This is a genomic window from Nostoc sp. C96 (genome assembly GCF_059384975.1).
The window spans coordinates 3127981-3142369 of record NZ_CM182020.1 but is presented as its reverse complement, the minus strand read 5'-3'; the positions used below and the strand labels follow the sequence as shown (position 1 = coordinate 3142369).

11 protein-coding genes are annotated in these 14389 nt (G+C 38.7%); 3 read left to right on the top strand and 8 right to left on the bottom strand.

Translation table 11 applies throughout. The features are described from left to right. Positions 1–84: 84 nt before the first annotated feature. The 5 genes from AC504W_RS13460 to AC504W_RS13440 all read right to left on the bottom strand — a co-directional run bounded on the left by AC504W_RS13460 (position 85) and on the right by AC504W_RS13440 (position 5701). Positions 85–2397 (bottom strand): hybrid sensor histidine kinase/response regulator, encoded by a 2313-nt coding sequence (locus tag AC504W_RS13460; protein ID WP_494878260.1) that lies wholly within the window; start codon positions 2395–2397, stop codon positions 85–87. Between the two features lie 100 nt (positions 2398–2497). Further along, positions 2498–2815 carry a hypothetical protein gene (locus AC504W_RS13455; protein ID WP_494878258.1) on the bottom strand — a complete coding sequence of 106 codons (318 nt, stop codon included), beginning with the start codon at positions 2813–2815 and terminating at the stop codon, positions 2498–2500. Further along, on the bottom strand, positions 2812–3918 hold the full coding sequence (locus tag AC504W_RS13450; protein WP_494878256.1) for a serine/threonine protein kinase: 1107 nt from the start codon (positions 3916–3918) through the stop codon (positions 2812–2814). Before AC504W_RS13450 ends, AC504W_RS13455 begins: the two co-directional genes overlap by 4 nt. A 291-nt stretch (positions 3919–4209) precedes the next feature. Then, positions 4210–4410 carry a hypothetical protein gene (locus AC504W_RS13445; RefSeq protein ID WP_494878254.1) on the bottom strand — a complete coding sequence of 67 codons (201 nt, stop codon included), beginning with the start codon at positions 4408–4410 and terminating at the stop codon, positions 4210–4212. Between the two features lie 1093 nt (positions 4411–5503). Beyond that, positions 5504–5701, bottom strand: a complete 198-nt coding sequence (locus tag AC504W_RS13440) for a DUF7219 family protein (protein ID WP_494878250.1) — start codon at positions 5699–5701, stop codon at positions 5504–5506. 301 nt (positions 5702–6002) lie between these two features. Here AC504W_RS13440 and AC504W_RS13435 point away from each other — a divergent pair, with 301 nt between their 5' ends. From AC504W_RS13435 to polA, 3 genes are all read left to right on the top strand, one after another. Next, positions 6003–7298, top strand: a complete 1296-nt coding sequence (locus AC504W_RS13435) for an AAA-like domain-containing protein (protein WP_494878248.1) — start codon at positions 6003–6005, stop codon at positions 7296–7298. A gap of 224 nt (positions 7299–7522) precedes the next feature. Beyond that, positions 7523–8938: an AAA-like domain-containing protein gene (locus tag AC504W_RS13430; protein ID WP_494878246.1), complete on the top strand. Its 1416-nt coding sequence runs from the start codon at positions 7523–7525 to the stop codon at positions 8936–8938. Between the two features lie 44 nt (positions 8939–8982). Then, positions 8983–11895: a DNA polymerase I gene (polA, locus tag AC504W_RS13425; RefSeq protein WP_494878244.1), complete on the top strand. Its 2913-nt coding sequence runs from the start codon at positions 8983–8985 to the stop codon at positions 11893–11895. 83 nt (positions 11896–11978) lie between these two features. Here polA and AC504W_RS13420 read toward each other — a convergent pair whose 3' ends face one another. The 3 genes from AC504W_RS13420 to AC504W_RS13410 all read right to left on the bottom strand — a co-directional run bounded on the left by AC504W_RS13420 (position 11979) and on the right by AC504W_RS13410 (position 14121). Beyond that, positions 11979–12260: a type II toxin-antitoxin system RelE family toxin gene (locus AC504W_RS13420; RefSeq protein WP_494878242.1), complete on the bottom strand. Its 282-nt coding sequence runs from the start codon at positions 12258–12260 to the stop codon at positions 11979–11981. Further along, positions 12247–12540, bottom strand: a complete 294-nt coding sequence (locus AC504W_RS13415) for a hypothetical protein (RefSeq protein WP_096576907.1) — start codon at positions 12538–12540, stop codon at positions 12247–12249. The genes AC504W_RS13420 and AC504W_RS13415 overlap by 14 nt, the downstream gene beginning before the upstream one ends. Before the next feature lie 81 nt (positions 12541–12621). After that, positions 12622–14121, bottom strand: coding sequence for a family 10 glycosylhydrolase (locus AC504W_RS13410; RefSeq protein ID WP_494879652.1), 1500 nt, complete (start codon positions 14119–14121; stop codon positions 12622–12624). Between the last annotated feature and the right edge of the window lie 268 nt (positions 14122–14389).

The window sequence follows — 14389 nt, the reverse complement described above, 5'->3', positions numbered from 1 at the left end:
CAAAGACCCTCGCGGACTCGCTAACGCTGCGCTAACAGCAATCCAAAATCTAAAATTCTTCCGCCCCCTGCTCCCTGCCCCCTGCTATATTAGGCTGGCCACCACAGTAGCTAAGTGTGTTGGTTCGATGGGTTTGGGTATGTGTGTTTGATAACCGGCGGCGATCGCTTTGAGCCGATCTTCTTCTCGTGTAAAGGCTGTAACCGCTACAGCCGGAATATGAACACCTACTTCCATTTCCCACTGCCTAACTTTTTGCATAAAATCATAGCCGTCTTCTTGGGGCATACCAATATCAGAAATAATTACCGTGGGCTTCCACGCCAACACTTCTTTTAACCCCTGGGCGGCTGAACCACAGGTGCGTACTTCTGCTCCCTGCTGTATAAGTACTGCGGAAATAATATCTCTAGCGTCGGTTTCGTCATCCACTACCAGCACTCGCACACCCTCCAGTCTGTGTAAGTTTTTTGGCTCTACAGGTTTTATTGGTGCGGTGCTGATGTTCTCTTGATTAACCATTATCGGCAGTTTAATTGTGAAAGTTGCACCCTTACCTTGACCTTCACTATCAGCTTGTATTGTCCCGCCGTGTATTTCCACTAAATGACGGGCGATCGCTAAACCTAGCCCTAAACCGCCAAACTCTCTTGTAGTTGAGCCATCAGCTTGACGAAAACGTTCAAAGACGTGTGGCAAAAATTCTGTCTTGATGCCCACACCAGTATCACGCACGATAATTTCCACCTGGGAGTTAGTCTGTTGAAGTTGCACTTCAATACGTCCACCTTGGGGTGTGAATTTGACAGCGTTGGAGAGGAGGTTCCAAACAACCTGTTGCAGCCGATTTTGGTCGCCCAATACCAGATCAACCTGGGCAAGTTGTAACTGCAAATCGATGTTTTTAACTTCAGCGGCGTGACGCACCGAATCGATCGCACAGACAATCACAGTAGCTAAATTTAGCGGCTGTGGTTCGAGGCGGAGTTTGCCAATAATAATCCGCGATGTATCGAGGAGGTCATTTACCAATTGTGCCTGGATTTTGGCATTGCGTTCGATAATAGCGATCGCCTGTTGGGTTTTTTCTGGGTTAAGTCTCCCGGTAATGAGCAACTGCGCCCAGCCACAAATGGCGTTGAGAGGGGTTCTCAGTTCATGGGAGACAGTAATTAAAAACTCATCTTTGAGACGATTAGCGGTCTCTGCCTCATTCCGCGCTGCTTCGACTTGGGTTAAGTGTTCGTCTCGCTCACGCTGACGCTGCGCCAGCAAGTCAGCAGACATTTCTAAAGCTTTGCCTAACAAAGCTACTTCCTGAATGCTTGAGGCACTGATGCAGGGATATTCACCTTGAGCCAAGGCTTCTGCGGCATCAGCAGCCTCTGTGATGCCTTGAGAAATTCGGTGTGAGAGCATAAAGGCACCTACACCACTTACGACCAGTAACACCAAGCCAGAGCCAATAACAAGCCACATAGCACGGCGAGTCGGATTTTCAATCATCTCAATCGGTACAACAACAGCGGTTGTCCAATCAAAGAAGCTGGCTCGTTTGAAGGCAAGGTAAACTGGCGCTCCTTCTAAGGTTGTATCGCGGTAAACTCCCTCGGTTGTGGCGGTGATTCGCTTTACAAAAGATGGTGTACTAGGCTTTCCCACAAAGCGCCCAGGGCTGCGAGTCCTGGCTACAACTATACCGCGACCGTCAACAACAGTACGTGTCCATTCTCCATCAACAGGTGTCTGGGTTTTGATGACACTGGCGAGTGCTTGCGGGGTAATCACGGCATTAAGTACATACTTGAGCTTGCCATCGCGGATGACGGGAACACGAATGGGGAATGCCAATTTCCGCTTGACACCTCCAAGGACAAGATAACCCACAGTGGGTTGGTGTGTTTTAACTACACGGCGCAGACTTTCCGGTTCATTTACCAAAGGTAGTGACGCACCAAAAGGATAAGAGGTGTTCACCAGTTGTCGTCCGTCTGGGGTGAGGAGAATCACATTGAACCAAGTTGGCTGCGTCTGGACTGTGCGCTTTGCTTCGTTATAAAATGCTTTTAATTCATTGTTGTCGAGTCGGTCAGAGGCTGCCAGTGCTTGGAGTGTCCTGGTGGTACTGGAAACTTCGCGCTCTACATCTTGAGTGAGGTTACGTGCTGCTAGAACCAAACGGCGTTCTGATGCTGCACGCTCATTGAGAGAGAGTTTGTAGACAACAGCAACAGCAAAAAAGACAACAGGAAGTAATGTCCCTGCCACCAGTAACACCAGATGCCATTTTAGGGTCAGTGTGCGATCGCCTAAAACATTCAAGCTGAAATTTATACTTTGATTACGCAAGCCGGCTCCCAAATTTAGGGGGAGTTTGGTTTTATTTGATCTTCTCACGCTCTTTTGCTGAAAGCACACTAAGTAATTTGTGAGCTTTCATCATTTGGATTATAACTAGCGGCGATTAATCTTGTGCTAATTTATAGTTTTCTGAAATTTACTCCTTATAAATTGGTAATTTCAACCAATCACTCAATTCATGCGCCAGCCAATTCAGTTCTGAAAGAGTAACAGAAAAAATTTCAGATTCATTGGTAAAAATTTTATATTTTCTGTTTATTGAACTAATTATTAAACAATGTTTATTGTCTCTGTCTTTTGTACATTCTAATTGAATAATATTTTTCTTAAAACCATACCTACCATAAATTTTAATTCCTAATATCTTAAATGTTTGATAAATATATTTTTCATTAATATATAATTGCATTTTACCGAATAGCTCTAGTAAAATAATAAAAATATTCTTACTCAAGATACCAAAAATTGATAAAAAGAATGTGATGATAAATGAGTATACAAAAAAAATATCTTGGGATCTAAAATGTCTATAGTGTAGTTTAAAATTGTTTTATACCCTAAAAACAATAGTATAAATGCAATAATAATTGAAAGCCAAAAACTAAGATCAATTATATCTGTACCAGAACTTCTTGAAGGAATAATAATTTCGATAAAATTATCATTATTATTCAAAATTACTTTGCTATCAGGGTGGGGGGAAAATCTTGAATTAGTTGTTTGTCTATAAGCATGAGTTATATTTTCACTTTGTTCTAAGCTTTGCAATGCTTGTTCTGCATTAGCGAAGCGTTGGCTATCTATAGGTTCTATCATCCTCTTCAGCCAACTACTAAAACCATAGTTAATATTAGCCGCGTGTTCAAATTGAATTCGCAAGCCCACAGATGGTAAATCTGCTGGATGCTGACCTGTTACGAGATAAATTAAAGTTGCGCCTAAACTATAAAAGTCAGAAGCAGGAGTAACGTTCCCACCGAATTGTTCTGGTGGAATATATCCATAGGTGCCTACAATCGTCATGGTACTGTTATTTATGGCACCAATTTGGACTGAGCCAAAATCAACTAAGAACACCTTATCAACACTCTTTTCAGAGCTATTTACCAAAGGAATATTACTAGGCTTAATATCGCGGTGAATTATAAATGGCTGTCGCCCATGCAAATATTGGAGAATTTTTAGTACGGCTGTTGCTAATTGCTTGACTTCTACTTCATTAAAAGTAATCCCTAATCTAATTTGTGTTTCTAGAGATCGAGCTAGGATATAACTTTGTACAAGTACAAAACCTTGTATGTCAGATGTATCTATCTCAAAGTAGTCAATGTAGCGAGGAATTGCAGGGTGAGAGAGTGCTTGGAGTGTAGCCGCTTCTTGCTCAAATAGTTTATAATTTGCCCATCCAAGTCCATCGTCAAAAGTGAGTATTTTTAGTACTACTAGCTCTTGAGTTTTTAAGTCACGAGCTAAAAGTGTTCTCCGCCCTAATTTTTTTGATATTTGTTGTAGTACTTTGTAACGTCCTACTAAAATCTTTCTATCAAAGTTCACCATAATATCTTCTTCCTTTAGTAATAGCACTAATCGTCATTACGGTTGGCTGTATTTTGACCTTTCTGCAAAATAAGCAAAACTATTAAACTTTTTATGATGTATGTATAATCTGTGTACTGACAGGAGATTACAGGCGAATGAGGTACAACTCTATACCAAGAGGCTTTCAACCTTGTTCCCTGCTGTATGTTTGCGATGCTAGACTTAAATATCTGCACAGGAAATATGAAACCCCAAGAGTTTTCAAGGCAAATGGTGTACGAACCGCAGCACTTCGCACACCAGATGGGGTTAATTTTTGCAATCAGAAATATTCGTATTGCGTTTATGTGCTAATCCCGCTTGTTCATTTGCAGGGCATCCAGGTTCATTTGCTTGAGATGGCGATGACGTAGGTAACGCTTGAGATGGTTCTTTAGATGACACTTTACAACTGACCATCAAAACCGCTATTCCAAGTGCGATGGCTAATTTCTTTACTGTTATTTTCATTGATTTCAGACCTGTAAGCTACATCAATCAAAATCAGGACTTACATACATACAGGATGATTTATCCCACACAGAAAAAAGTTGCGTGTAGGAGTTTCTTCGTTGAGCAAACTTCTCCTCATCAGAGATAATCAGGAGTTTTAGATTTGAGTAGATGAGATTTCATACCCTGATTCAGCAATACCTATTTAAAATCCAGGTATTAGACCTCTTACATAAATATTTGAAAATCAGAATTTTAAGCTCCACGCAGAGAGAAGTTGCGTACAGAAGTTTCTTCTTTGAGCAAACTTCTCCTCATCGGAGACGCTGCGCGAACAGTGGCGCAGAGTAACTAGAAATTTACCTGTTGAACAGTTGATAATCTAATTTATGTAAGAGGTTTATTGATTTGATCGCACCAGTGTTAGATTTTAGATTTTAAATTAAAAATTATTTCGGTTCATACCTCAATTCTACTTAATGAAAGTTGCATTAAGTCAAGGAAGCCTTTCACAGTAGTGACTTCCACTAATGGGTAGAACAAATTTAAAATTTAAAATCTAAAATTATTTGACAGAGTTTACTCTAGAGAAAGTGACATTATCTATTGCCACACTGTTATTGCTTTTACTGGTCTGATGAGGTACATATTTAACTGCGTCTGGATGCAGTTAAATATTCTTGTTTATAGCCTATTGTACTATCGTACTACAAAAGAATTATCAAACTGTGGACAATCAACATAAGGAAGATTATCTTTGGGGTTACCGGCTGAAATCAGCTGAAACTGCGCGAGAAACAGTAAAAATGCCAAATCCAAATATAGTTAGGACAGCGATCGCTCGAAGATAGTTCGCCATAAATTAATTACTCCTTGATTGTACTAAGTTGATTTTCCCATTCAACCCATTTGTTAAAAGCTGAATAGTAGTAGCAATTATCACCAGTATATCTTTTATGTTTAATTAACAAAAAGAAATCTTTCAAACAAATAGATACTAGTAATAGCAGAATTATCTACGCTATTGTTGCTACTTTTTTGTTTGCTAAAATGCTAACTCCAAAAACATTAGCCTGAACCAATTTTTCTAAGATTGGTGACCTTGAAATATTTACTTATATCTAGATGAAACCACAACTCGCCAAAGAGATTTAATTTGTTGATAAGCCTCAATAGGTGCTATTTTTCCAGATGTTTCTAGACAGGTAATATATTCAACATGCTGAGAAAAATCTCGTAATATAGCACTAAGTTCTGAGGTATTTAGCCCTATATCGCTATTTTCTTCTGGCTGCGGATAACTTGCCACAAGTCCTCCTTGCTTTACTTTGTAATGCCTATAAGCTTTAGAACTTTAGATAAAATACCAAGTTCTACCCAAATAATAATAAACATAATAAATCTAAAAAGTCTAGTAGTTCTCAATCCTTGATTTTGGTTTTGACTAAAATTTTAAATAGTATTAATTCCAGATAATTCCAGATAATTTCAGATAATTTCAGATAATTTCAGATAAGCGAACTAAAGCCAAAATAATTGAAAATTAAGCATATAAATTAAACCTTTTTTATTATTAGGAATCAGGAAAAATCTTCAATTCATCAAAGAACATGGATTCAAATAGAACACCAAGATCGCTGTCTCTTTCTCTAATGGGCAAGAACCGTGTAAAAGCACGATTGAACCAGTTAGGATGGAAAGCAATAGATTTAAGCAAGGCATCAGCATCAGATATATCTCAATCTATTGTTTGCCGATTTCTACAGTGCAAACCCGTAGACAAAAAGAATTTTCAAGAGCTTTGTGAGGCATTATCGTTGAACTATGTAGATCAAGCGAAAGATCCTATTTACTCAAACTCTCGTATGAATGACCAAGGGGAAGTTTTTATTGATCGGCCAGTGGTAAAGGAATGTCTTCAAGTAATGATGCAGCCCGGTGGGTTGGTTCATGTTTGCGGATCACAGAAGTTGGGAAAAACGTGGGTGCTAGACCAAGTAGCTCAAGTGCTTACTAATCAGGAAGGTTATGTAACAGTGAAAATAAATTTCGGCGAAGCAGATGAGCAATGTATAGCTGACGTAGACCGCTTCATAGAATGGTTTACTGAGTCTATTTATCAAAGCATTAATGAAGCGTTAGCCTTAGAGGATATTGACTTCCAAGAAAAATGGAAAACTCAGTGTCACAGTGTTAGTGTAAATACAAAATGCCGTCGTTTCTTTGAAAAGCATATCTTGCCAAAATTGAATACTCCTTTAATTTTGCTTATAGATGATTTTCATCTGCTATTCAATCACCTAAATACTTATGAAGAGGTTAGCAAAATTTTACGAATTTTCCATGAATTTACTAAAAAACAAAGCAAAGATCAGTTTGTATGGAAGAAGCTGAGGATAATATTCACTTATGCTGATATGGAGACTCCACAAGTTAGCCCAAATCATTCGCCTTTTAATGTTGGTAAAGCCATTACATTGACATGGTTTGATGAACAGGAAGTAAAAGAACTGATCAAACAATATGGCTTAAATGAACAATTAGGAGAAGCTCAATCGGTTAAAATTACCGAAGTTTTGGGTGGACATACTTATCTAACAAACATGTTTCTCCAATTTCTAAAAAAAGAAGAAATGTCTATAGACATAGACACAATATTGGAGATTAGCACAACAGAACAAGGAATTTTTTACCATCATCTAGTCAAACAAAACCAATATTTACAATACAATGAGCCAGCCAAATCAGCATATCATAAAATAGTTAAACAAGAATATGTCACATTAGACATGAAAACTATATTATACTTGCGTAATTTGGGTTTGATTAAATTTGATTCAGAATCAAAGGCTTGGATTCCTAGCTGTAAGCTATATGATATGTATTTCAATGAAATACTAACATGAACTAATCTAACTCTAATTCCGATGCGGCCTAGGAAAAAGGTGCGATAGTTAAAAATAAAACCGCACCGTAATATATAGATAGAGTATTACAGATGAAATGCAATGAAGAAAATTAATCTCACCACTGAGAATGTTACTTTACTTCATTGCTCATCATAAATTTTTTATCAAAATTTATACATCGGCAAATAACTGTAAATAACTAATAAAAACAGAGGCGATTTATGGAGAATGAATACTATTTTTCGGGAACTCTAGAAGCAAATCATAGTACTTATGTTAAACGAAAAGCTGATAAGGACTTGTTGGAATATCTTTTGCAAGGAAATTTTTGCTATGTGCTAAGTACTAGACAATCTGGCAAGTCAAGCTTGTGTAATAAAACAGTTGTCGAACTATTACAGCACGGCGTAGTCTGTGTACAGATTGATTTGTCTGGATTCAGCAGTCATAATACAACTGAAGAAGGTTGGTATTTAGATTTGATTGGTGAAATGGTTGATAAATTCGGTCTAGATATAGAGATTGACGATTGGTGGAAGCAAAACATTAATCACTCATGTTTGTACCAATTGACGAAGTTTATAGAAGATATATTACTTACAGAATTTTCCCAAAATATAGTAATTTTTATTGATGAGATTGATTGTGTTTTAGATTTAAAATTTTCAACAGATGAATTTTTTGGATTCATTCGTTTTTGTTATAATAAACGTGTTAACAATCCTAAATATAATCGCCTTACATTTTGTTTGGCGGGAGTGGCTTCACCTAGTGATTTAATAAAGAATAAAAAACGTACACCATTTAATATTGGTAAGGCTATCGATCTGGAAGGTTTCAAGTTGGATGAAATGGAGCCACTCAGGAAAGGATTAGAAAGTAAATATTCTGATTCTCAAGCAGTAATTCAGTCGATTTGGTTTTGGACACGAGGCCAGCCATTTTTGACGCAAAAAATCTGTCAAAAAGTATTAGATGTAGCCGAAAAACGAAAACATATCTCTGTTGAGCAGGTAGTAAAATCCGGCATTATAGATAATTGGGAATGTGAAGATAAACCGCAGCATTTAATAACTATCCAAAATCTAATTACGAGATCTGGTGAACGACGTGCCATCTATTTACTAGAATTATATCAACAGGTTTTATTAGCTCAAGAATTTGGGATTCCTCTAGACAATAGTCAAGCGCAGAGTGAGTTACTACTTTCGGGTATAGTTGCAAAACAACAGAATAACTTAATAGTTTATAATCCCATCTATAAGAAAATTTTTGACTTAACTTGGATTAAAAAACAGTTAGAAAATTTGCGACCTTATTCTGAAAATTTACGTGCTTGGTTGGCTTCAGGAAAAAAAGATGATTCACGATTATTGCGGGGAAATGCTTTAAAGGAAGCTATGAAATGGATGAATAGTAAAAATTCATACTCGCAAGATGAGGAATTTTTACGGGCAAGTCAAATAAAAGAAAGCAGAGAAATTGAATTAGCATACATAGGGAGAGCCATTATTGTTTTATTTTCAACTATTTTGATCGCTATGTTAATAGTAGGATTCACGGCTACAGAATTAAATTTATTAAGGGAAGAAATAGGTGCAATAAAAAAAGAATTAAATCAACTAAAAACTAGATAAAAGGAATGACCGCTATCTAACAAGCTATTGGCTACAATATTGCTATGTCTGAAACTTTTACTTCTTTAACTAAACGCCCGACGTTCATCTTAGTCGATGGACATTCTTTAGCATTTCGTTCTTACTTCGCTTTCGCCAAAGGAAGAGATGGCGGACTGCGGACTAAAACAGGGATACCGACGAGTGTCTGCTTTGGTTTTCTCAAATCTTTGTTGGAAGTTATGGCGACCCAACAACCACAAGCAATGGCCGTGGCCTTTGATTTGGGTTTACCAACTTTCCGCCACGAAGCTGACGATACTTACAAAGCCGACCGTCCAGGAACACCAGAAGATTTTGTGCCTGATTTGCAAAATTTGCAAGAGTTACTCGACGGTTTAAACCTGAAGATTTTTACTGCGCCTGGTTACGAAGCTGATGATGTGTTGGGAACATTATCACAAAAGGCGACGGCGGCTGGCTATAAAGTGAAAATTTTAACAGGCGATCGCGACTTATTTCAATTAATTGACCCAGACAAAGAAATTACTGTTTTAAATTTTAGTCCCGATGCTCTAAAACGCGCTACAAATAGTATTACCGAATTTAGTACCGCCCAAGTTCAAGAAAAATTAGGCGTATTACCTACACAAATTGTCGATTTTAAAGCTTTGTGTGGTGATAAATCAGATAACATTCCTGGGGTAAGGGGAATAGGCGAAAAAACCGCAGTTCAGTTGCTGAGTACCTATGGTTCTTTGGAGAAAATTTACGCTGCACTCGCTGAAATTAAAGGCGCAACTCAGAAAAAACTCATCGAAGGTGAAGAAGATGCTAAAAAGTCGCAATATTTAGCCCAAATAGTCACAGAAGTTCCCCTCGAAGTTAACTTAGAAAACTGCAAATTAACTGGATTTGATACAAGTATCCTCACTCCTATTTTAGAGAAACTAGAATTCAGTACTTTTTTAAAGAAAATCAACGAACTTCAACAGAAATTTGGTGGTGTAGTTCCAGAAACTCCCACAACATCAGCAGCACCAATTACTGATGATGATAGTGATTTATCATTTTTTACTGCTGCTGAAACAGCCGCATATCAACAGCAACCAGTTTCGGAAATTCAACCACGAATCATCAATACCCCAGCCAAACTTACCGAATTGGTAAATTTATTAAAACAATTTACTGACCCTGCAAAACCAGTAGCGTGGGATACAGAAACCAGCGATTTAGAACCACGAGATGCGGCTTTAGTTGGAATTGGTTGTTGTTGGGGAACCCAACCAGATGAATCAGCTTATATTCCCCTAGCGCATAAAAACGGCGAAAATCTAGATAAAGAAATAGCACTTGCAGCGCTACGTCCAATTTTAGAAAGTGTTGATTATCCTAAAACATTTCAAAATGGCAAATTTGACCGCTTAGTTTTTCGCTGTCAAGGAATTAACTTAGCGGGAATTGTGTTTGACACCATGCTGGCTAGTTATGTTTTGAATCCAGATACTAGCCATAACTTAACTGATTTAGCTTTACGATATTTAGGCTTATCTATCCAAAATTATGCCGAGTTGGTTCCCAAAGGTAAAACCATTGCTGACATAGATATTTTGGCTGTAGCCAATTATTGTTGTTTACAAGTTCATGCAACATGGCAATTAGTACCAAAATTACGCGAAGAACTCGATAAGTTTCCAGCTTTATCGCAACTATTACTCGAAGTAGAACAGCCATTAGAAACAGTTCTCGCAGAGATGGAATACACAGGTGTTAGCATTGATTCTGCTTATTTGCGAGAACTATCACAACAGTTAGAAATAGATTTAGCCAAGTTAGAAGCACAAGCAACTAAAATAGCCGGAGAAAAATTCAATTTGGGTTCTCCAAAACAGTTAAGTCAGATATTGTTTGAAAAATTAGGATTAAGTACTAAATATTCTCGCAAGATTCAAACTGGCTATTCTACTGATGCAGCGACTTTAGAAAAGCTATTAGAAGTTGATCACACTGGTTTTGTTGAGGCGATAATAGAGTACCGTACTTTAGCTAAATTAAAGTCTACTTATGTAGACGCACTCCCCGCATTGGTACGGCCAGATACTCATCGGGTGCATACTGATTTTAACCAAGCCGCCACATCAACAGGGCGTTTGTCTTCTTCCAATCCAAATTTACAAAACATCCCAATTAGAACAGCTTTTAGTCGCCAAATTCGCAAAGCATTTTTACCAGCAAAAAATCACTTAATGGTAGCTGCTGATTACTCACAAATTGAGTTGAGAATTTTGGCACATTTGAGCCAAGAACCGTTGTTGGTGCAAGCATATCAGCAAAATGAAGATATTCACACAGTCACGGCTCGATTAGTCTTTGAAAAAGATGATGTTTCCGCAGATGAAAGAAGAGTAGCAAAAACAATTAACTTTGGCGTAATTTATGGTATGGGTTCGCTGAAATTTTCGCGTTCCACAGGCATAGATAAAAACGTGGCTAACGAATTTATTAAGCGATTTAACGAACGTTATGCTCAAGTTTTTGCCTATTTAGAGGGAGTAAAAAAACAAGCGATCGCTCAAGGTTATGTCGAAACAATTCTCGGTCGTCGGCGTTATTTTGATTTTACTAATAACAGTTTACGCAGGTTAAAAAATAGTAACCCTGAAGATATTGACTTGAGTAAATTAAAAAATTTAGGCCCTTTCGATGCTGGGTTACTCCGTTCGGCTGCCAATGCACCCATTCAAGGTTCCAGTGCTGATATTATCAAAATTGCAATGGTGAGGTTGCATGAAATTTTAAAACAATATCAGGCACGTTTATTATTGCAAGTTCACGATGAATTAGTGTTTGAAGTTCCGCCTCACGAATGGTCAGAATTACAACCGCAAATTAAATCAGTTATGGAAGGTGCAGTGTCTTTGAGTGTGCCGTTACTGGTGGATGTGCGTGCGGGAGATAATTGGATGGAGACAAAGTAATTCGTAATTAGAAGTTGAGGGGAATAAATTCTGCTTCCCCTCTGCTTTTTTAACGCAGGCGGCAGAATTTGCGATCGCTGCAATTATCCTAACAAACGCTTTAACTTTTTGTAGACATCATCATCATTGCGTTTACCCAATAAAATTACTTCTACTAAATCTTCTTCAGGAAAAAAACGATAAACAATGCGATATTCGCCACTATCAACTCGATAATAACCTTGATAGCCAGATAGCTGCTGACTATCAGCAGGTAAAGGATCAATATTCAAAGCCAATACTTTTTTCGCAATCTGCGCTGCTATTTTTGGCTGCAAACCATTCAAAAAATCTAGAACAGTTGCTAAACCATCAAGCCTCGCCATTCGCTAAACGCTCCAGTGCAGATGTAAAATTCTCAGTACCAACCATTGTTGATTGATTCAGAGCTACTTCAGCCGCTTGACCTAATAGCATATCCTCCAATTCATTCACTCGATTAATTAATTCTTGATAATTTTCTGATGACACCAATATTGGTTCTGCTGCTGTGAGGTGTTCAATTGCGTATGCAAACAATTCTGACAAGTCACAATGATGGGATTGTGCTAAGGCAAGTGCTTTTTCTAGGGTTTTAGTATCAAGTTGCAGTTCGACTTTTTCCATGCAGGCTGATGTAGAAGTGTTGATGCTAGGGTGATTCTAGCATCTGGGATAGTTGATGATCTTTGTGCGTCCGTTCTGTGATTAACGCAGGCGACAGAATTTGCGATCGCTATCATTTTCAGGATACTGCCAAGAATAAGCAAAATGACTCACTCCCGCTAGTTGGGGCGCAAATTTGCGTAATGCTTGCATTTGGGCTTCTAGTGATGGGCGAGTGGTGGTTGATTGTCCCCATGCTCCTGCCAAGGCGGGAATAATTTGTGTCCCAGGTTTGGCAACACTGATCACCCGTTGCACTTGGTCGGCAATACAACTAACATCACTACAAACTGCATAGGCCATAGCGTGCCATTGCAAGTTACTCGGAAATCTATCCCAAGGTTGCAAGCGGGAATCATAACCTTGTCCCACCATTTGATTACCATCTGGGAAAAATACCACTCCCGATGGAATGCCTACTTGCTGTGCTGGATAACTGGCTAAAGCGACAAAATCTAAGATGCCTTGCATAGCGTGGGCAACCATCAATTGCCACAGTTCAACTTGCAAAGTTGGTTGTCTGTCTGCGGCTGGTAAAAGTGACTTTTGCTGTGGTGGCGGAGTCCTACCTTGCCACATTGGTTCTCCTTCTTGGGGATACAGTTTATCGACTTGATCGATATCTGCTACGGTGACGTATCCCTTAGTGAGGAACCGCCGCATTAAATCTAACCCTTTGGAATTCAACGCCCGACGAAATAAAGCTTCTTGGGTGGCTGGGGTAAATAGCCATAAATCAGTGACTTTTGTCGCAATTGAATTAGTGCCTGTTTGTCTGGGATAACGCACATAATCAAATAGCAAACCATCTGGGCGACGGCGGAGTACTTGCTGCACCATCTGGAAGTAATCGCGTTTGGTCTGCATGTTGTAGGGGTCAATAAATACTTGCGAACTGTTCTCTACAACATATAAGCTGGTTTGCCCTTTGCCATTCCGGGCGATCGCTGGTTCTCGATCTGCACGTTGGGCGTATGTAAAGCCAAAATTGGTAGTAAACATCCAAGAATAAACCTTTAATCCCCGTTCTCGTCCTTTTTGAATGGCGATGGAGAGTAAATCTATCTTTTCTGTTCCAGGTGTACGCACTACAGAAGGCCAAATTGTGGGGTTATCTGCTGCTGGTAGTAGTACTTGCCCATCATAAAAGGTTTCTACATAAATTTGGTTATAGCCACGATTGACCATGCGATCCATAATTTGGTCAATTGTCCCTGGTTGAATGTCACAGGGATAAAGACGCAACCAAACAGCTTGAATTTTTGGCCAATTACGACTGCGACATTCTTTTAAATCTTGGGCGTGTTGGCGTATTAATTGCTGGTAGCGGCTTTGGGAATCGCGATCGCCTTTTAGTGCCAACAAACGTAATTTTTCTTTTGTTTGCGCTGCTGTGGTCGATAACAGGCAATCTTGTTTGACTTGCGCTTGTACTGGTTGGCTGATCAAGTTAGGCATTAACAGGCTACTGCTAAAAATCACAGCGAACAAGCGTTGCCAGAATAATTTTGCTTTGAAATGTTTTGCGGGACGGTGAGACATGCCTGCAAGGTAGATGTACAAATTCACAGGAATTGAGTATTAGGGTGTATCAATTGTTATAGTCGAAAAATAAGGGCTTGGAAGCCTAATTTGGAAGACTGCCAAAACCCCATTACTGTTGCTAGATTTTTTTTAGGTTCTTCTATTCAGCAATGCCGTAATATCCACAGGTATTTCTCAAAGGTAAAATTTTAAACTCAGATATAACTTGGTAAAAATAAATAAATCAAGAGTCCAAAGTAATAACTCTGGACTCTTGACTTTGAAA

Bases quoted from the DNA above. Each gene is read 5' to 3' on its own strand.
- AC504W_RS13450 (WP_494878256.1), bottom strand. From the start codon at position 3,918: ATGGTGAACTTTGATAGAAAGATTTTAGTAGGACGTTACAAAGTACTA.
- AC504W_RS13445 (WP_494878254.1), bottom strand. From the start codon at position 4,410: ATGAAAATAACAGTAAAGAAATTAGCCATCGCACTTGGAATAGCGGTT.
- AC504W_RS13435 (WP_494878248.1), top strand. From the start codon at position 6,003: ATGGATTCAAATAGAACACCAAGATCGCTGTCTCTTTCTCTAATGGGC.
- AC504W_RS13430 (WP_494878246.1), top strand. From the start codon at position 7,523: ATGGAGAATGAATACTATTTTTCGGGAACTCTAGAAGCAAATCATAGT.
- polA (WP_494878244.1), top strand. From the start codon at position 8,983: ATGTCTGAAACTTTTACTTCTTTAACTAAACGCCCGACGTTCATCTTA.
- AC504W_RS13420 (WP_494878242.1), bottom strand. From the start codon at position 12,260: ATGGCGAGGCTTGATGGTTTAGCAACTGTTCTAGATTTTTTGAATGGT.
- AC504W_RS13415 (WP_096576907.1), bottom strand. From the start codon at position 12,540: ATGGAAAAAGTCGAACTGCAACTTGATACTAAAACCCTAGAAAAAGCA.
- AC504W_RS13410 (WP_494879652.1), bottom strand. From the start codon at position 14,121: ATGTCTCACCGTCCCGCAAAACATTTCAAAGCAAAATTATTCTGGCAA.